Here is a 17368-nt window from a genome sequence, read left to right as displayed (position 1 = left end):
ACCTCGGGTGCTGGGGGTGAGCATCAGTTGATGCGCTTAGAACAGCACGCGGCAGCGGATGGTCCCAGCGATCTGAGACAGCTTTTCCAGTGCCAGTGCCGAGGACTGGGTGTCCACATCAATCACCACATAGCCAACTTTTTCGTCGGTACGCAGGTATTGCCCGGCCACGTTGATACCGTTGTCGGCAAACACCTGGTTGATGGCCATCAGCACGCCCGGGCGATTCTGGTGTACGTGCAGGATACGGTTGTGACCGGGGTGCTCAGGCAGCGCCACTTCCGGAAAATTCACCGCCGATGTGGTGGTGCCGTTGTCGCTGTACTTGACCAGTTTTTCAGCCACTTCCAAGCCGATGTTGGCCTGCGCCTCCATGGTCGAGCCGCCAATGTGTGGTGTGAGGATGACGTTGTCCATGCCGCGCAGCACCGACTGAAACTCGTCCTTGTTGCTCTTGGGCTCTACGGGGAAAACGTCGATGGCAGCCCCCAGCAGCTGGCCTGCTGTCAGCGCGCTGGCCAAGGCGTCAATATCAACCACGGTGCCGCGCGATGCATTGATCAAAATGCTGCCCTGCTTCATGGCCGCAATCTGTGCCGCGCCCACCATGCCGTGGGTGGACGGCAGCTCTGGCACATGCAGACTGACAATATCGCTGACAGACAGCAGCTCTTGCAGTGATGCGGCCTGACGGGCATTGCCCAGCGGCAGCTTGGTGACCACGTCATGGAACACCACCTGCATGCCCAAAGATTCCGCCAGCACCGACAGCTGGGTGCCGATGGAGCCATAGCCCACAATGCCCAGCGTTTTGCCGCGAATTTCAAAGGCGTTGTCAGCCGTTTTGAGCCACCCACCACGGTGTGCTGCCGCATTTTTGGCTGGAATGCCACGCAGCAGCAAGATAGCTTCGCCCAGCACCAGCTCGGCCACGGAGCGGGTGTTGGAGTATGGTGCGTTGAACACCACCACGCCGCGCTCACGTGCCGCATTCAGGTCAACCTGATTGGTACCGATGCAAAAGCACCCCACGCCGACCAGCTTAGGTGCGGCCTGAAAAATAGCTTCAGTCAGCTGGGTGCGCGAGCGGATGCCCACAAAGTGGACATCGGCAATCTTTTGCTGCAACGCTTCGGCATCCAAAGCGCCAGATACCGTCTCCACATTCGTGTAGCCCGCACGCTGCAGCACTTGCAGTGCACTGGGGTGGATACCTTCCAGCAGCAGGAATTTGATTTTCGACTTGTCCAGCGACGTCTTGCTTGTCATGACAGGGCTCCCGTTATGTGATGTCGCCATTACAGCGGATTCTGGGTAGTGCTACGCCGGGTAGGTGCTCCGCGTATGGTGTAGCTGCGTCCGTGCATTGGCCTTGGACACAAGAAGATGCCCGCTGAAAGGCTACAGGGGCAGCCCAGCCTGATACGCCTGCAGACAGTGCTTGCGCACGCAGCACAGCGACACCCGATGGACGGATTACGTACTTGCGTGTTTGCGCCTGATAACTCAGAAACAAGAGCAATCAACGCCTTATCCATCACCACCACAGGTGCTTTTTCCAAAAACAGTACCCTGCGCGTGAACCACGCACAAGGCATTGCCTGATCACCCTGCGAAGGCACCGCATTGGCGCCGAACGCTGCAGCCACCTCAGAGCGGCTGGCACGCCCCTGCAAATTTCAAGATTTTCGGTGACGACGGGGCGCGAAGCTGCAGGCAGTACCGGCGTGTGCCAGGGCCAGGCAACGACGCGCGTTCAAGGTGATTTCCGCAAGTCTTAGAACGTTTCCCAGTCGTCCTCTGCGCCCGTCGTAGCGGCCACCTTTGGCTTGCTCGCAGGTTGCACCACAGCAGATGCTGTACTACTCGGAGCCAAGGCAGGTGCCTTGGGCATGCCAGGCTTGCTCGCAGCGACCGCCGGTTTTGAGGGTGCGCTGGCTGCTGCTCGAGTGGCCAGCACAGGGCTGCGCAATGGGTTCACGCTGCCGCCTTGCAGACGGAAGATGGAGACGGCATGCACCAGTTCATCAGCTTGCTTGCGCAGACCTTCGGTAGAGCCCGCCATTTCCTCTACAAGGGCAGCGTTTTTCTGTGTGGTCTGGTCCATATGAGTCACAGCTTCTGCCACCTGTGCCACACCGTTGCTTTGTTCGCCGCTGGCATGGCTGATATCGGTGATGAGCTGGGTGACCTTCTGAATTTCCGTGATGGCTTGCTCCATGGTTTCACCCGCGTGGGCGGCCTGGATGTTGCCTTCGTGGATTTCAGCCACGCTGTGGCTGATGAGCTGCTTGATCTCCTTGGCAGCATCAGCGCTGCGGCCAGCCAATGCACGCACCTCACTGGCCACCACGGCAAAGCCTCGGCCATGCTCTCCAGCACGTGCGGCTTCGACCGCTGCATTCAATGCCAGGATATTGGTCTGAAAGGCAATGCCATCAATGACACCGATGATGTCGGCGATCTTCTTGCTGCTGGCATCAATGCCCTGCATGGTGTGCACGACTTTGCGCACAGCCTCACCCCCTTCGGTGACCACGCGCTGGGCTTCGCGTGTGCGATGGTCTGCAGACTGGGCATGGTCGGCGTTGTGCGCCACGGTCGAACCTAGCTCTTCCATGGCCGCTGCAGTTTCTTCCAGCGCGCTGGCTTCGCTTTCGGTGCGTGTGGCCAGGTCTTGATTGGCCTGTGCAATTTCTGCACTGGCAAGCGCCACGCTGTGGGCTTGCTCATTGACGGAGCGCACCACGCGGGTCAGACCTGCACTGGTGTTGTTCATGGCTTCCAGCAGATGGCCAATCTCGTCTTTGCGGTCACTGTGTATTTGCACGGTGAGGTCGCCTTCAGCAATGGCATCAGCCATGCGGCTGGCTTCATTGAGTGGACGCACGATCATGCGGCGAATTAGCCAGAACCACACAGCAGCCAACACCAGCACAGCGCCCAGCCCCATGGCCGCGAACTTGACAATGAGGGACTGCGTTTCAGCCGTAAATTCATCGGTGTATGCGCTGGAGGCAAACACCCAGTTCCACGGGGCATAGTGGCCAAATACGGCCAGCTTGTCGCGGGCAGCGCTTTCTCCCGGGTTGATCCAGGGATAGCGGATAGCACCCTGCTTTAGATCCAGCATTTCTCGGATGAACAAGTGACCATTGCTGTCCTTGGACTCCAAGATGTTGCCGCCTTCTTGTGCAGGATGCACCACCAGCTGACCGCGCTGCGGGCCGTTGTCTGCGCGAAGCACGAAGTAGTAACCGCTCTGACCTACCTTCAAAGCCCGGATAGAGGCTTTGAGGTTATCCAGCAGTTCTGAAAAATCCTGACCCACAAAGACGATGCCCACGGTTTTTCCACCTGCATCTTTCAGTGGTCGGTAGTGCGTCATGTACTGGCGGCCAAACAGATTAGCCAGCCCCATGTAGCTTTCACCGGCCTGAATGGCTGTGTAGGCTGGGTGGGTTCGATCCAGCAGGGTGCCTACTGCAGTTTCGCCCTGATCACTTTTCAGCGTGGTAGCAATGCGCAGAAAGTCTGCGCTGCCCTGTGCCGCAAACACAGTGGCCACAGCCCCAGTGCTGCGTGTGAAGGTCTGAATGCGGACGTCATTGCCGTTGAGCAACTCACCATCCAGGCTGAGCAAAGGCTCAGTGCCGCTGCTGTCCAGACTGAGCTGCCCCTTCAGGCTGTCTGCCAGGCTGTTGGCTAAGAACTGCGTACGCTGGCGCAGGTCTTTGTCACTGGACTCGATAAAGCGGTGCAGCATTTGAATGCCTTGCTGCATTTCACTTTGCATTTTGGATTGCAGCGACTGACTAACGCCCCACGCGATGCCTAAAACCAGCAGGCCCAAAATGGCAGCCACCCAGACAAAATTGGTAATTGCCAGCTTGGCACCCAAACCCTGGTTGCGCCAAAAACGTTGACCGATATGCATCGGGGCATCTCCTTCACGGCTTTTGGGCCGCTGTTGCTTTTGCACAAGTGTGGATACCGCGCTGCGGCATTCCCAGCGCATGCATCTGTGCGGATGCATGCGGATCAAGCGCTAGCTTGATGGATCATGGCTGGAGCGTAGCGATCCTCTGCCCTTGCCGAATTGATGAAAATCAAGCGGTAACCAAATGTTGCTTTATATACAGGCAGTGTTTGCATGCCCGCTGGAATGCCCGCCTTGCGATTTGCTTGATTGCATGAGCGCCAGTCCTAACACCGGCCATCTGCCCTTTTTTGGTGCGGCGACGCACATAGCGATGCCCCAAAGCACACGCTGCGCGCCACTGTGCGCGGTAACCCAGGGAAAGCAGCACCAACAAAAAAGGCATCGCATGTATGCAATGCCTTAAGGAGTGAAAACTGGCTTCAATCGTTTATCTATATGGCTTCGAACGCTATCCAAAACTGGGTGCAGAGCCTGCCGCGACTGCCTCCACACCCACGCGGTTACTGCCCGCATCCTTGGCCTGGCACAGCAAGACATCCGCACGATGCAAACCCTGTTGCAAAGAATCGTTCTCTCTGACCATGGCCAGCCCAAAGCTCGCTGTCAGTTGCTCCCCATTCGCAACCGTGCCGCCCCAGCTTTGCTGACGCATGCTGTGGGTAATGCGCTGTATCAGTGCCTGAGCGTTGTCCATGTCGATGTCACGCAAAGCCATTCCAAACTCTTCACCGCCGATGCGCGCCACATGATCGCCTTCGCGAACGCTGGACTGCAGCAACTGGGCAAAGCTGCGCAACACCTCGTTGCCAACGGTAGTGCCAAACTGGTTGTTGATGCGCTGGAAATTATCCAGATCGCACAGAACCAGCACACTGATTTGCTGTGTCGCGGGGTGGCTGCCGCACACGGCATCAAATGCGCGGCGGCTGAGCAGGCCCGTCAACGCATCACGGTCAAGGCCTGTGCACAGCACGGGCAGGCCATCAGTCAGCGTGCAGCCCACCATTGCGGCCACCAGCAAGCCCCCACTCAGAGGAATAAGGAGACTCCACATCCACGCAGCAACCTGGCTAGATATGGCCTCGGCATTCAGCCACGGACTGCACAGCACCAGCGCGCTGATGGCGGTGTAAACCAGCAGCAGCATGCGCTCCATTCGGTGGCGCGAAGCCAAACTCCACGTCACAGGCAGAACATGACCTAGGATCAATGCCAGCCCCAGTGCAGCCACAACCCAGTGGCCGTGTGCAGAAGGGCTGATCAGCATGAAGTACCACGCACCCACCGCCATTACCCCTGCGCCCGCAGCGACCCAGATCACTTGCACACGCCGCCCAAAGCGCATGGCGACAGACTGCGCCACAGCCACAGCCGCTGCGCCACTGAGTAAGCCCATGTGCACATGCTCCCCCCAGCCCGCCTGTGCTCCCCACAGCGCATAGACAGCTTGGGCACATCCGGCCAGCAGCAAGCCACCAGCTAAACAGAGCAAGTTAAGGTGCTTGCGGTGGTAATGCCAGACGATGCCGCTTATGGCAGCCATCAGCGCCAGCAAGATGGACGCTGCAAAAGGCAAATAGATAGGGGCCATCAGACTCTGGAGAAAAATACGGGCACGACCATTGCACCCAGACAGGCATATTTGTATTTCAATACCGCTGTTACACCAGCCTACACCTGCACGGCGAAAACCAACGCCAGACAAAAGCGCAAACACTGCATTTCGGACAAGTTCTGACAATCGATTCCGTAAATTTCTGAGCTGTGGCAATGGTTCACTCAACAGACCATCAGCAATTGAGCACAGTAACTGTCTGTAGATATCCACGTCACCCAGATGGCTGGCTTGCCGCATGACCGTGCATTGAGTGAAGGCACGATGGCAAGAAATACCACCCAAATGCTGTCGTCTGCACCCTTGTGAAGCATCGCAAGCCGTGCCACATTCACGGCGTACGCTTTGTATCCATCTTTTGAGGAGCTGCCATGACCACACAGGCCACCGTCAATCTCGACAAACTGCGCAATGCAGTTCAGCAGTTTGGAGCAATGAGCTTTACGACCTCACAAGTCGCAACGGACTATCACCGGGGTGAAAACAGCGTGAGTGACAGCGACGTCCAGCACTTTGATGGACTTTTGCATCGCCATGCAGCGTTACTAGGTATCGCACCGCAACCCTCTAGTGCAGGGGGAGATACGGTATGGCAAGCACTGTAGCAATCCGAAAAACCTGATTTCTCAGCACGTCACAGTACGTGCTTTTTGCGCCTGCTGGCGCAATTGGGGCTACTGAGATGCGGCAGAAGATGCGGGTTCCTGCGATTGCCACAAAGGCTGCAGTCGCAACAGCTCTGCATCAAAGCGCTTGTGAACACGCTGCACTTGTCCGTTTTGTTCATCCATCAGTGCGCGCTGCTCCTGCTGAGCGTCCTCTACATCCTGCACGGCAATACGCAGACGCGCAGGCAGCTTGGAGTGATCGTTGCCGTAAAACTCCAGCTCTTGCTGGAGTTTTCGCTTTTCCTGCACCAACTCTTGCATTCGAGCCTGAGCCAGAACCTTTTGTTCTTGCACTTGTATCAGGGCATCACGCCGCGCAACATCATGACTTTCACGACGCGGATAGCGGGTGAGCAACACGGCATCGCGACGGCGCTGCTCTTGCACGCGCTGCTGCATCTGCAGCTCATTGCGCCGCTGCTCCAAGCGCTGCGACATTTCTACTTCGGACATTGCCGGGCCGACACGACTGCGCTCAATGCCTGTGGGCCCCAGGACACGCTGCTCACGGTCAGCACACTGGGCAATCGGACGGTCCGCGGTGATGCGCAGCCCCGAGGCATCCACACACGTGTAGATGCCAGCGGCATATGACGGCTGCGAGATCGCCAATACGGCCAGCGCAATCTTGCAAAGGACAAAAGACCTAATGTGTGATGCCAACCGCATGCCGTAATATTTTTTAGTCGTTCACTCCATAGCGTTGGCGGTATGCCAGCACACTTTTGTGGTGCTGCTCCATCTCGCCTTCACCCCCCCGCGATCCCAAATACGCCAGCAAATCTGCCAAATTAGCAATGTTGCAAACTTGCAGGCCCAGTTGGTTACGCACATATTGCACTGCGCTGTGATCAACGTCTTTGCCATTCTCTGTGGCTTTCTCTTGGCGGTCTAGTGCAATTGCCACGGCGTGTGGCGTAGCCCCCGCAGCCTTGATCAAGGCAATAGACTCGCGCGCCGCCGTGCCTGCACTCATCACATCGTCGATGATGAGCACACGGCCTTGAATGGGAGCCCCCACCAAAGTGCCGCCCTCCCCATGGTCCTTGGCTTCTTTGCGGTTGTATGCAAAGGGAACGTTTCTACCCAGGCGGGCCAGCTCGACTGCCACAGTCGCAGCCAGCGGAATACCTTTGTAGGCAGGCCCAAAGACCATATCGAACTCCATGCCGCTGGCCACAATGGCTTTTGCATAAAATTCCGCCAAGCGGGCCATCTTGGCTCCGTCATCGAACAAGCCAGCGTTAAAGAAATAAGGGCTCATACGCCCAGCCTTGGTCTTGAATTCGCCAAAACGCAGCACCCCTGCGTCTACGGCAAACTGCACAAACTCTTGCGCCAGACGATTGTTTTGGTCTTGTTGCGCGTTATTGATTGACATGGATTCTTCCCTTTTCAAATTGACCAGCCTCAACCTCAACGGCATCCGCTCTGCCGCATCCAAAGGTGTGGAGGAATGGATTGCGGCCACTGGCCCGGATTGTATTTGCGTGCAGGAGGTGAAGGCGCAGGCTGCGGATATAGAAGGTAAATTTGACAGCCTGGCCGGAATGCGCGGCATCTTTCATTTTGCACAAAAGAAGGGCTACTCCGGAGTCGGCATCTACAGTCGCCATGAGCCCAGCGACGTGGTTGTCGGCTTTGACCCCGAGGAATTTGATGCGGAAGGCCGTTATGTGGAAGCCCGCTTTGATACGCCACAGCGCAAGTTTTCCATCATCAGTAGCTACTTCCCCAGTGGCTCATCAGGGGAGGAGCGTCAGTGCGCCAAATTTCGCTTTCTTGCCAAAATGCATACGCATTTGATGCGCATGAAAGGTGAGCGTGAATTTGTACTGTGCGGTGATATCAATATCGCTCACCGCAAGGAAGATCTGAAAAACTGGCGCAGCAACCAAAAGAACAGCGGTTTCACCCCAGAAGAACGTGCCTGGATGGACATGCTGCTGGCGGCCAACGACATGGGTGGTCTCCAAGACGTCTACCGCTGCCTGCAGCCCGACACCACCGATGAGTGCTACACATGGTGGAGCAACCGTGGCCAAGCCTATGCCAACAACGTGGGGTGGCGCTTGGACTACCACCTGGCAACACCTGCTATTGCAGCGCTTGCGCGCTCAGAGTCCATCTATAAAGGCCAGAAATTCTCGGACCATGCTCCAGTGACGATAGGGTATGAGATGAAGCTGTGAGTGTGCCGCCGATGAAGCCAACGCAGTAATGCACAGAAATTTCGTATCCGAATCGAGCCGCACCTGCGGCTCTTTTTATTTTTCTACGGCGATTGCATTTAATTGCTGCTGAATTTTGTGCTGGACTTGACGCACATAACGTCCACTGATGGAGGCAGACATGGCTCGAATCGGTATCAGCAGCTTTTCCCCAACCCCGTCGACCAACACAAACTCGGGACGGCCGCTACGCCTTTCTGTGTACATCAAGCCTGCGTAGTTCACCTCTCCAAAAACAATATGCAGACGCACACAATCATCAAAGAATTGGGCCAATGCCCTCTGATGCTTTTCTTGCAGGCCTGGGCCTTTGGCCAGGTCCTCAAGCGTCCAGCCCTTTCCGTCCTCCGCCGAGATTTTTTCGGTCACCAGGCCTAAACCCGAAGAAGTTGCCACCAGTCCATAAGGAATTTCTACAGGGAAAATATAATTATTTTCCCTGTAATGATTCTTGCAAAGTTGTAGATATTGCAAAATTTCGCGACGAAACTGGCGATAAATGCCTTGGTATAAATTTCTTTTTATTTTACCGTGCTTCAAAAAGCCACCATCATCAGCCACTAATTCCGGTTTAATAACCTTTATTATTTTCTCTTCGCAGAACGGGTGCTGATAAACATTCTTAATGGTGCCTTGACCTATTTTTTCAAGATCATTCAGCTCAAAAAATTGATCAGTTGATTTCATTTTTATCTTTAAAACGAATCATCGTATAAAGCAAGCACATCATCAATATGAAGAAATTATATTCTCTAGCATTCCAAAGAGATGCATTCACCATACTATCCACTAAAAATATAGCAATAAACCCCATCATTAACGGCCTATATTTCCCACCTTGCCAACCCGCCCAACAAAGCGTAGAGATAAGTAGTAAAAATAAAATCAAACCAACTATTCCAAGTTCGACAGCAAAGAAAATGAATTGATTGTGAGGCGTTGTATCTCCCACCTGACACCAGACTGGCTCAGGTGCTTTCTCACACCACTTAATTCCATGACTCCCCAAGCCCCAGCCTAGAATAGGTCGCTCTTGCACCAGCTCTAGAGACTTCATCCACATATACCAACGAGCCCCAATACTTGAAAAAGTTGGTAGCTCTCCTCGACTATTTTGCTCGAAAATCAACTGGGTTTCGCTAATAGCCAATTCATAACGTTCTTGCACTCGTGATGAAGTACTAAACGCAACAAGACTGGCAAGCACGATAGCGATCACACCCAACCAAGACCATTTCTTTGGAAGAGCAAAAACAATATACAAAATAATTCCAGCAAGCAGTACAACATAACCTGTGCGCCCACTAGACAAATACATTATTGAAATAATTGCCAACCCTGTGACAATAATCCAAAACCATTTTCTCCACCGAATCTCATTAGTAAATATAAAGAATATTCCCTGCAATGCAAAAAAAGACATCATTATGTTTTGTGTAATGTAATTACCAAAAACCGTATGATCCACTCCCCATCCTTGGTTCTTGGTCACCGACCAAGGCACTTCAAACCATATATTCAAATAGGTAGAAATCAACACAAAAAACATACCTACAGGAAATGCAAAAAACGCATATTCCCTAGCTCTTTTGTTCAGAAGAATTGCTATCAAAAATACGCCAAAAAACAATTTTGAATATTTATTGAAATTTGTTCCAAGCGCGTCGTCCCATGTGGAAAGACTATAAATAGAACCAACACACACCCAAAAGAACAAGGCCAGCAACGCCCACACCAAGGGCTCTCTCCACAAAGAATCTCTTTTTCTCCAAACTGATCCACTAAGCAGAGCAGTTAATACAGTGAGCGCCAGCGATGCATTGTGCGCGGCCAACGAAAATGGCAAAAACAAGAATGCCAAAACCAAAAAAAAGATGCTACTTTTTTCTATGTTCGATTTAAACTTATAAGAATCCAACATCAAATACTTTCTCAGGAAATTCCAACGCCGAAAATATGCATAAAATCTCGCATGGAATTGCCTATTTTTTTTATCAATCTTGACAGAGACACAGAGCGAAGAGAACTGCTGCAGCAGCAGTTTAAAGCTTTATCTTTGCAGGGCCGCCGTCTCGATGCCGTTTGGTGGGCGAATCTCTCAGAAGAAGAACAAGCACGCTGGTATAGCCCTGCACTGAACGCCAAGCAATACTACAAACCGCTGGTGAACGGCGAAAAGGGTTGCTACGCCAGCCACATCAAAGCATGGCAGCAACTGCTAGAGAGTGATGCACCTGCGATGGTGGTCTTGGAAGACGACGTTCAATTGCTCACAGACTTTGGAGCAGCCATCCAGGCGATTGCCCAGCTGGGACAAGGCTGGGACATGATCAAGCTGATTGGCCGACCCAAAGAAAAAATAAAAGCAGAGCGCCAGTTAACACCTACGCACAGACTGATCCAATATCAACGCGTTCCCAGCTCCACGGCGGGCTATGTTATCAGCCGTGCTGGTGCCCAAAAGTTACTGTCTAGCCGCGTCCCCTTTGGCCGCCCGGTAGATGTAGATATCCGATTTTGGTTTGAGAACGGCTTGCAGGTGTTTGGCGTCTACCCTTCTGTGCTGGGTTTGGATGAACTGAGCGAGGTCAGTAGCATCTGGGCACAGCGTGAGCGCACATCCGCTACACAGCGCGTTCGCAAGTTATGGATGAAGGTGCAGCTGTTCACAGGCAACGTAATGTCACGCTCGCCCAAGCTGCCAAAGCATTGATCGTCTTTTCGGTCGAAGAATAAAAATTGCAGACCACTTACGTGGTAGCGGCCAAAAGCGCCTGGTATTGGGTCCACATGTGCTCGCGCCCATAGGCATGGAACGCCTTGGCCCGCGCTGCAAGACCCAGTTGCTCCGCTCTTGAAGGGTTTTGCAGCAAAAATTGCAATGCTGCAGCCAATTCTTGGACATCTTCATGAGGCACAACCAACCCATCGACATCGTGCACCAAGGCTTCCTTTGCCCCGAGAACATTGGAAGTAATGCAGGCGCACGCAGCGGCCATGCCTTCGACCAGCGCCAGTGGCATGCCTTCCCAATGCGTCGAAAGAACAAAGATCTGCACGGCTGCCAGCCTCTGCGGCAAATCTGAGACATTGCCCAAGAAAATCACCTGCTCTTGCAGACCCAGCTTGGCCACCAAGCTTTCCACCTTGTGGCGCAAACGCTTGCTCCCCCCACCCGCCAAATACAGCTTGGGGGTGAGGCCTTGGTTACGCAGAACCTGCAAAGCCTGAACAAGGCTGGCATGGTCTTTTTGTCGCGCAAAACGCGATGCCATCAAGATGGCAGGCTCCCGCGAAGACCAGTCAGCTGGAAGCAGTGTTTCCGGAAACTTTCGCAAATCAATGCCATTCGGAATGGCCATGCATTTATCTGCTGGAAAACCCAGCTCAATGAGCCGTGTCCTGACCCCTTCAGAGACACCAATGTGCGCTGTCGTCCAAGGGGACAGTGCCAACGCCTGCTTCAGCCTGCGAGGCGTGTAGCGCTCATAAGCGTTGTGCTCCACATGAAAAATGCGCGGCACGCCTTCCGCAGCCGCTGCTTGGCGCCCCCATATGTGGTCGCTGAAACCATGGGCAAACACCACATCCGGCTTCCACGCACGGATCAGCTTGCGCAACTCCCAAACAGTCATGGCGTGCAGCCAGTTAGAAACCACCTGCACAGTCAAGCCCTGGTCACGCAGCGCCTGAACGCGCTGGGCATCTGTATTGCGCTTGCGTCGAAGAACAAGCATGACCTCCATGCCTGGCGTGTTTTTCGCTGCCATACAAAGATCGACAGCAACTTGCGTTGCCCCCGAAAAGCCGCCAGTCACGAAGTGAAGAATGCGCATACGCTGACCTCAAAAAAGAAGGGCTTCGCAGGGAAGCCCTTGGGTTGCCAACGCCGCGTATCAATGGCCTGCAGCAAACACCTCGCCGGCCTTCAGCTTGAAAGTGGTGCCGCAGTAAGGGCACTTGCCTTCACCACTGTGGGCCACATCGATGTAGACCTTGGGGTGGCTGTTCCACAGCTTCATATCAGCCTTCGGGCTGGGGCAGTAAACACCGCCTTGCTGGTTCAGGTCTTTGGCAGCCAGTTCGACAACGGCAGTAGTGCTCATGGTGGGCGTCTCTCTCACAGGTGGAGGCAGCCCGTACATGCAGGCTGCTTGAACTTTAAATCAAGGCCAGCCGACACCCGGCTGGACCTCTGTTGTGAGAGATTTTAAAGGCCTCAGGCCGCCGTTGTACTACTGTCCGCAATAGTAGGTTCAGATTTAGAGGGGCGCTCCAGCGCCCACTTCACCAACCGGCCATGCACAAACTCGCAGGTGACGTAGGAGTCGCTCCCATCCGTCCAGCGATAGATCTCAGGATCTTTGCCTTCCTCAGACATGAGCACGCCCAGTGAGCGGGTCATGGCCACCACGTGCATCAGGTTTACTTTAGGTTTGAGCTTGGCGTTCAGCATCACGGCACTGCCCACATAGCCAATCGGGCGCTGAGAGGCGCGCCGCATGACGGTCATCAAGCGGGTGAAGTGCAGCAGCAGCCACATCAAGATGCCACCGCCTATTGCGGCGACGCCCTTCCATCCCATCGAATCAAAAGCGACATACAGCATGATCGCCAGCCCCAAGGGCACTACAACGTTGCGAAAATTCATGGGCGTATTGTCATATGGACACACCAGCCGCCGCCTGCGGGCAGTGCGTATATTGGCTTTGAGCAACCCGCTGACCAAAAAACATGTTTGTCCACAAGCATTTAGTTGATGGCGCGCACCACATTGATGGCTTCATCCACGCGCTCAACAGGGTGGATGGTCAAGCCAGGAATGGCTTTTTTTGGCACATTGGCCTTGGGCACGACAGCCACTGTAAAGCCCAGCTTGGCAGCTTCTTTGAGGCGATCTTGCCCACGGGGGGCGGGTCGCACTTCGCCCGCCAAGCCCACTTCGCCAAAAGCAAAAAAGCCCTTGGGCAAAGGCTTGCCGCGCAGGCTGGAGGTAATGGACAGCATGACGGCCAAATCGGCTGCTGGCTCATTGATGCGCACGCCGCCCACGGCGTTCACAAACACATCCTGGTCCGCACAGGCCACGCCCGCATGGCGGTTCAGTACCGCCAGCAGCATGGCCAGTCGGTCTTTGTCCAGCCCCACAGACAAGCGGCGCGCTGCCGGGCCGGCGCTGTCTACCAGCGCTTGAATCTCGACCAGCAGCGGGCGCGTGCCCTCCAGCGTCACCATCACGCAACTGCCGGGCACGGGTTCTGAGTGCTGGCTCAAGAAAATGGCGCTGGGGTTGCTTACGCCCTTCAGGCCCTTTTCGGTCATGGCAAACACGCCAATCTCGTTGACGGCACCAAAACGGTTTTTGATAGCGCGAATCAGGCGGTGCGGGCTGTGCGTGTCGCCCTCAAAGTACAGCACGGTATCGACCATGTGCTCCAGCACGCGCGGGCCCGCCAAGGCGCCCTCTTTGGTGACGTGGCCCACCAAGATCACGGTCACGCCCGTGCTTTTGGCCATACGCGTCAAGTGCGCAGCGCATTCGCGCACCTGCGCGACCGAACCGGGGGCGCTGGTGAGCTGGTCGGAATACGTGGTCTGGATGGAGTCGATCACCACGACGGCAGGCTGCGTAGCCTCCACCGTAGCCAAAATCTTTTCGAGCTGAATCTCAGCCAGCAAATTTACCTGACTGCCATCAATGCCCAGCCGGCGTGAACGCAGCGCCACCTGCGCGCCGCTTTCTTCGCCCGTCACATACAGCGTGGGCAAGCCAGCGCGGTGCAGCGCATCCATGGCCTGCAGCAACAGCGTGGATTTGCCAATCCCGGGGTCGCCACCAATCAGCACTACGCCACCTTCCACCACGCCGCCGCCCAGCACACGGTCCAGCTCTTCAATGCCGCTGGGGGTGCGGGCCACGTCTTGCGCTTCGATGGCGGACAAGGGCGTCACCGGTTGTGCATTGGCCAACCCTGCGTAGCCCTGTGGAGAGCTGAGGCGGTTTTTACCCCCCGATGCGGCCTCAGGCACACTTTCGATCAGGCTGTTCCACGCGCCGCAGTTGGGGCACTTGCCCAGCCAGCGCGGGGTGCTGCCGCCGCATGCGTTGCAGGTGTAAATGGTTTTGTCTTTGGCCATGGCAGGACTATATCGGTGCAGCTTGTCACCGTTGCCAATGCCTGTGAAATTCCATAAAACAAGAGCTACCAGCGCTTTATAGCACTTGTTTTCAAATATAAAAGCATTTGAAAACTATACATATCAAGCGTTAGTAGCTCTCATTTTTAATGAAAGCTTTGTGATTTATGAGTGCTTATTTGCGCAGCACGTCTTCATCGCTGACCACAGGCACGCGAGGGGCAACAGCGCACATCAGCTCATAGCCCACCGTGCCAGCGGCGGCGGCCACCTCGTCAATGCTCAGCAAAGTGCCCGTGCTGGGGCTGCGGCCCCACAGCACCACTTCGCTGCCCACGCCAGCTTCTGGCGCCGGGGTCAAATCCACGCAGATCATGTCCATGCTCACGCGGCCCAGTAACCGGGTGCGTACGCCGTTGACCAGCACAGGTGTGTCCGTGCCGCAATGGCGGGGGTAGCCGTCGGCATAGCCACAGGCGATCACGCCCAGCTTCATGGGCCCATCCGCAGTAAAGGCAGAGCCATAACCCACGGTATCGCCCGCTTTGAGGTTTTGCACACCAATCACCTTGGTGGACAGCGTCATGGCTGGCAGCAGGCCCCAGTCCTGCGCCGTGCGCTGCGGATAGTCTGGCGCGCTGCCGTACAGCACGATGCCAGGGCGCACCCAGTCATTGCGGGCCCGCTCATCGCTCCCAAAAATGAGGGCGCCTGCGCTGTTGCAGGCGCTGCGTTCGCCCGGTAGGTCTTCGGTCACTTGCATGAATACTTCCAGCTGGTGCGCAATGCCGCGCGGGCCATCCGCATCACTGAAGTGGGTGACAAAAGAAATCTCTTCCACCTGCGGCAAGGCATTAAGGCGCGCATAGGCACTGCGAAAACGCTCTGGCGTAAAGCCCAGGCGATTCATGCCACTGTTCATCTTCAAGAACACACGGTGCGGAATTTGCGTTTTGTGCGCCGCCAGCCAATCAATCTGCTCATCGCAGTGCACGGTGTGCCAGACACCCAGGCGAGAGCACAGCTCCAGATCACGCAGCTCAAACACGCCCTCCAGCAGCAAGATGGGGCCGCGCCAGTCCAGGCGACGCAGGCGCTGCGCCTCCTCCAGCTCCAGCACCGCAAAGCCGTCTGCCGCACGCATACCTTCAAAAGCGCGCTCAATGCCATGGCCGTAGGCATTGGCCTTGGTCACGCACATGAGCTTGGCGTCTGGCGCTGCGCTGCGAACCCGTTGCAGGTTGTGGCGAATCGCTTGAGGATGGATGGTGGCAAGAATGGGGCGCGGCATGACAAATCACAATCGAGAGCAAACAGCGGCCATTCTGGCACCAGTGTTCGAAGTGTGCGTGATATAACCGCCACTCCTTTCGCCATCGGGACAATCATTTCCGTGCGCCTGTCCCTGAGGGCAGGTGTGCGCACAGCATTTCATGAAGCGCGGTTTCTACACCATCATGTCAGCGCAGTTTTTCAGCTCGCTGGCCGATAACGCCCTGTTCGTCACCGCTGTAGAGCTGTTACGTACGGGCGGAGCCCCCGAGTGGCAAAGTGCCGCTCTGGTTCCCATGTTCGCGCTGTTTTACGTCGTGCTGGCCCCTTTTGTGGGGGCCTTTGCCGATGCCTTGCCCAAAGGGCGGGTGATGTTCATCAGCAATGCCATCAAGGTGCTGGGCTGCCTGCTGATGCTGTTTGGCCACCACCCGCTGCTAGCCTATGCCGTGGTCGGTCTGGGTGCTGCAGCGTATTCCCCGGCCAAATACGGCATCTTGACCGAGCTGCTCCCCGCTTCCCAGCTGGTCAAGGCGAATGGCTGGATTGAGGGGCTGACCATCACCTCCATCATCTTGGGCGTGCTGCTGGGCGGCCAGTTGGTTGGCCCGGCCATTTCCTCGCACTTGCTGGCCTTGCACATTCCCGGCGTTAACAACGCTGCCGAAGCGGCCATTGGCGTGCTTATTTTTGTCTACGCTCTGGCAGCGGCCTTCAATCTGCGCATTCCACGCACCTCTGCCCCCCTGGTGCCCTTGAGCCAAGACTCCCAGAAAAGCAACTTTCGCAATGCGCTGGCGCTGCTGCCTGATTTCTGGGATTGCAACCGCCGCCTGTGGAAAGACAAGCTGGGCCAGATCTCTCTGTCCACCACTACGCTGTTTTGGGGCGTCTCGGGCAATCTGCGCTACATCGTGCTGGCCTGGGCGGCAGTGGCCTTGGGCTACAGCACCACACAAGCTTCAGCGCTGGTGGGCGTGGTCGCCATTGGCACTGCGGTGGGGGCCGTGCTGGCGTCCATGCGCATGAAGCTGCAGCACGCCACACGTGTGATACCAATGGGTATCGCCATGGGCCTGCTGGTTATTTGCATGAACTTCATCGGTCACCTGTGGATTGCCGTTCCGTTCCTGATCGTGCTGGGCGGCCTGGGGGGTTATCTGGTCGTTCCCATGAACGCATTGCTTCAGCACCGCGGCCACAGCCTGATGGGTGCGGGCCGCTCGATTGCGGTGCAAAACTTCAACGAGCAAGCATGTATTTTGGGCCTGGGCGCGCTGTACAGCCTGAGCACCATGTGGGGTGTTTCCGCCTACGGAGCCATCACCGGTTTTGGCGCAATTGTGGCAGCCACCATGTGGCTGATTGGCCGCTGGTACCTGCACAATTGCCGCAAACATGGCAGCGAAGTGCGCCGCTTGCTAGACATTGCGCGCAAAGACCACCACTAAAACAAAAGACTATATCCATAGCATCCGGCGCAGGCACCACCTGCGCCGGA

The 17368-nt window shown here is 55.8% G+C and carries 16 protein-coding genes; 4 read left to right on the top strand and 12 right to left on the bottom strand.

All coding sequences use genetic code 11. The features are described from left to right. Positions 1–36: 36 nt before the first annotated feature. From serA to H9646_RS04200, 3 genes are all read right to left on the bottom strand, one after another. The gene (serA, locus tag H9646_RS04210) at positions 37–1269 is read right to left on the bottom strand and encodes a phosphoglycerate dehydrogenase (protein WP_191722086.1); all 1233 of its coding nucleotides are present in this window, start codon (positions 1267–1269) and stop codon (positions 37–39) included. A 508-nt stretch (positions 1270–1777) separates the two neighbouring features. After that, on the bottom strand, positions 1778–3937 hold the full coding sequence (locus tag H9646_RS04205; protein WP_191722085.1) for a methyl-accepting chemotaxis protein: 2160 nt from the start codon (positions 3935–3937) through the stop codon (positions 1778–1780). 454 nt (positions 3938–4391) lie between these two features. Continuing rightward, positions 4392–5534 carry a GGDEF domain-containing protein gene (locus H9646_RS04200; RefSeq protein ID WP_191722084.1) on the bottom strand — a complete coding sequence of 381 codons (1143 nt, stop codon included), beginning with the start codon at positions 5532–5534 and terminating at the stop codon, positions 4392–4394. Positions 5535–5929: 395 nt separating this feature from the next. Between H9646_RS04200 and H9646_RS04195 the strand changes: the two genes are divergently transcribed. Then, the gene (locus H9646_RS04195) at positions 5930–6163 is read left to right on the top strand and encodes a hypothetical protein (protein WP_191722083.1); all 234 of its coding nucleotides are present in this window, start codon (positions 5930–5932) and stop codon (positions 6161–6163) included. Positions 6164–6232: 69 nt separating this feature from the next. Here the strand turns inward: H9646_RS04195 and H9646_RS04190 are convergent, their stop codons facing one another. Both H9646_RS04190 and pyrE read right to left on the bottom strand, forming a co-directional pair. Continuing rightward, entirely contained in the window at positions 6233–6895 is a 663-nt protein-coding gene (locus H9646_RS04190) for a DUF4124 domain-containing protein (RefSeq protein WP_191722082.1), read from the bottom strand. A 13-nt stretch (positions 6896–6908) separates the two neighbouring features. Next, positions 6909–7607 carry an orotate phosphoribosyltransferase gene (gene pyrE, locus H9646_RS04185; protein ID WP_191722081.1) on the bottom strand — a complete coding sequence of 233 codons (699 nt, stop codon included), beginning with the start codon at positions 7605–7607 and terminating at the stop codon, positions 6909–6911. Here pyrE and H9646_RS04180 point away from each other — a divergent pair. Beyond that, positions 7606–8418 carry an exodeoxyribonuclease III gene (locus tag H9646_RS04180; protein ID WP_191722080.1) on the top strand — a complete coding sequence of 271 codons (813 nt, stop codon included), beginning with the start codon at positions 7606–7608 and terminating at the stop codon, positions 8416–8418. The two genes, pyrE and H9646_RS04180, sit on opposite strands and share 2 nt — an antisense overlap. 75 nt (positions 8419–8493) lie before the next feature. Here H9646_RS04180 and H9646_RS04175 read toward each other — a convergent pair whose 3' ends face one another. Next, a complete protein-coding gene (locus tag H9646_RS04175) occupies positions 8494–9144 on the bottom strand; it encodes a YrbL family protein (protein WP_191722079.1) in 651 nt (216 codons plus the stop codon). Continuing rightward, positions 9131–10309, bottom strand: coding sequence for an O-antigen ligase family protein (locus H9646_RS04170; protein ID WP_191722078.1), 1179 nt, complete (start codon positions 10307–10309; stop codon positions 9131–9133). The genes H9646_RS04175 and H9646_RS04170 overlap by 14 nt, the downstream gene beginning before the upstream one ends. Here H9646_RS04170 and H9646_RS04165 point away from each other — a divergent pair. Continuing rightward, entirely contained in the window at positions 10280–11170 is an 891-nt protein-coding gene (locus H9646_RS04165; protein ID WP_318244903.1) for a glycosyltransferase family 25 protein, read from the top strand. The genes H9646_RS04170 and H9646_RS04165 overlap by 30 nt on opposite strands. A 37-nt stretch (positions 11171–11207) precedes the next feature. Here H9646_RS04165 and H9646_RS04160 read toward each other — a convergent pair whose 3' ends face one another. From H9646_RS04160 to alr, 5 genes are all read right to left on the bottom strand, one after another. Continuing rightward, a complete protein-coding gene (locus H9646_RS04160; RefSeq protein ID WP_191722077.1) occupies positions 11208–12293 on the bottom strand; it encodes a glycosyltransferase in 1086 nt (361 codons plus the stop codon). A gap of 60 nt (positions 12294–12353) precedes the next feature. Then, positions 12354–12563: a zinc-finger domain-containing protein gene (locus H9646_RS04155; RefSeq protein WP_191722076.1), complete on the bottom strand. Its 210-nt coding sequence runs from the start codon at positions 12561–12563 to the stop codon at positions 12354–12356. 113 nt (positions 12564–12676) lie between these two features. Further along, on the bottom strand, positions 12677–13108 hold the full coding sequence (locus H9646_RS04150; protein ID WP_191722075.1) for a glycerate kinase: 432 nt from the start codon (positions 13106–13108) through the stop codon (positions 12677–12679). Between the two features lie 101 nt (positions 13109–13209). Beyond that, positions 13210–14595 carry a DNA repair protein RadA gene (radA, locus tag H9646_RS04145; RefSeq protein ID WP_191722074.1) on the bottom strand — a complete coding sequence of 462 codons (1386 nt, stop codon included), beginning with the start codon at positions 14593–14595 and terminating at the stop codon, positions 13210–13212. Positions 14596–14770: 175 nt separating this feature from the next. Next, the gene (alr, locus tag H9646_RS04140; protein ID WP_191722073.1) at positions 14771–15886 is read right to left on the bottom strand and encodes an alanine racemase; all 1116 of its coding nucleotides are present in this window, start codon (positions 15884–15886) and stop codon (positions 14771–14773) included. Between the two features lie 142 nt (positions 15887–16028). Between alr and lplT the strand changes: the two genes are divergently transcribed. Continuing rightward, on the top strand, positions 16029–17318 hold the full coding sequence (gene lplT / locus H9646_RS04135) for a lysophospholipid transporter LplT (RefSeq protein ID WP_191722072.1): 1290 nt from the start codon (positions 16029–16031) through the stop codon (positions 17316–17318). Positions 17319–17368: the final 50 nt, after the last annotated feature.

It is taken from the genome of Comamonas avium, from assembly GCF_014836675.1.
Lineage (GTDB): Bacteria > Pseudomonadota > Gammaproteobacteria > Burkholderiales > Burkholderiaceae_C > Comamonas > Comamonas avium.
The sequence above is the reverse complement of the archived record's forward strand: the minus strand, read 5'-3'. Positions and strand labels throughout refer to the sequence as shown.

What these genes read in the sequence shown, in the direction of transcription:
- serA (WP_191722086.1), bottom strand. Translation starts at nt 1,269, where the DNA reads ATGACAAGCAAGACGTCGCTGGACAAGTCGAAAATCAAATTCCTGCTG.
- H9646_RS04205 (WP_191722085.1), bottom strand. Translation starts at nt 3,937, where the DNA reads ATGCATATCGGTCAACGTTTTTGGCGCAACCAGGGTTTGGGTGCCAAG.
- H9646_RS04200 (WP_191722084.1), bottom strand. Translation starts at nt 5,534, where the DNA reads ATGGCCCCTATCTATTTGCCTTTTGCAGCGTCCATCTTGCTGGCGCTG.
- H9646_RS04195 (WP_191722083.1), top strand. Translation starts at nt 5,930, where the DNA reads ATGACCACACAGGCCACCGTCAATCTCGACAAACTGCGCAATGCAGTT.
- H9646_RS04190 (WP_191722082.1), bottom strand. Translation starts at nt 6,895, where the DNA reads ATGCGGTTGGCATCACACATTAGGTCTTTTGTCCTTTGCAAGATTGCG.
- H9646_RS04180 (WP_191722080.1), top strand. Translation starts at nt 7,606, where the DNA reads ATGGATTCTTCCCTTTTCAAATTGACCAGCCTCAACCTCAACGGCATC.
- pyrE (WP_191722081.1), bottom strand. Translation starts at nt 7,607, where the DNA reads ATGTCAATCAATAACGCGCAACAAGACCAAAACAATCGTCTGGCGCAA.
- H9646_RS04175 (WP_191722079.1), bottom strand. Translation starts at nt 9,144, where the DNA reads ATGAAATCAACTGATCAATTTTTTGAGCTGAATGATCTTGAAAAAATA.
- H9646_RS04160 (WP_191722077.1), bottom strand. Translation starts at nt 12,293, where the DNA reads ATGCGCATTCTTCACTTCGTGACTGGCGGCTTTTCGGGGGCAACGCAA.
- H9646_RS04155 (WP_191722076.1), bottom strand. Translation starts at nt 12,563, where the DNA reads ATGAGCACTACTGCCGTTGTCGAACTGGCTGCCAAAGACCTGAACCAG.
- H9646_RS04150 (WP_191722075.1), bottom strand. Translation starts at nt 13,108, where the DNA reads ATGAATTTTCGCAACGTTGTAGTGCCCTTGGGGCTGGCGATCATGCTG.
- radA (WP_191722074.1), bottom strand. Translation starts at nt 14,595, where the DNA reads ATGGCCAAAGACAAAACCATTTACACCTGCAACGCATGCGGCGGCAGC.
- alr (WP_191722073.1), bottom strand. Translation starts at nt 15,886, where the DNA reads ATGCCGCGCCCCATTCTTGCCACCATCCATCCTCAAGCGATTCGCCAC.
- lplT (WP_191722072.1), top strand. Translation starts at nt 16,029, where the DNA reads ATGAAGCGCGGTTTCTACACCATCATGTCAGCGCAGTTTTTCAGCTCG.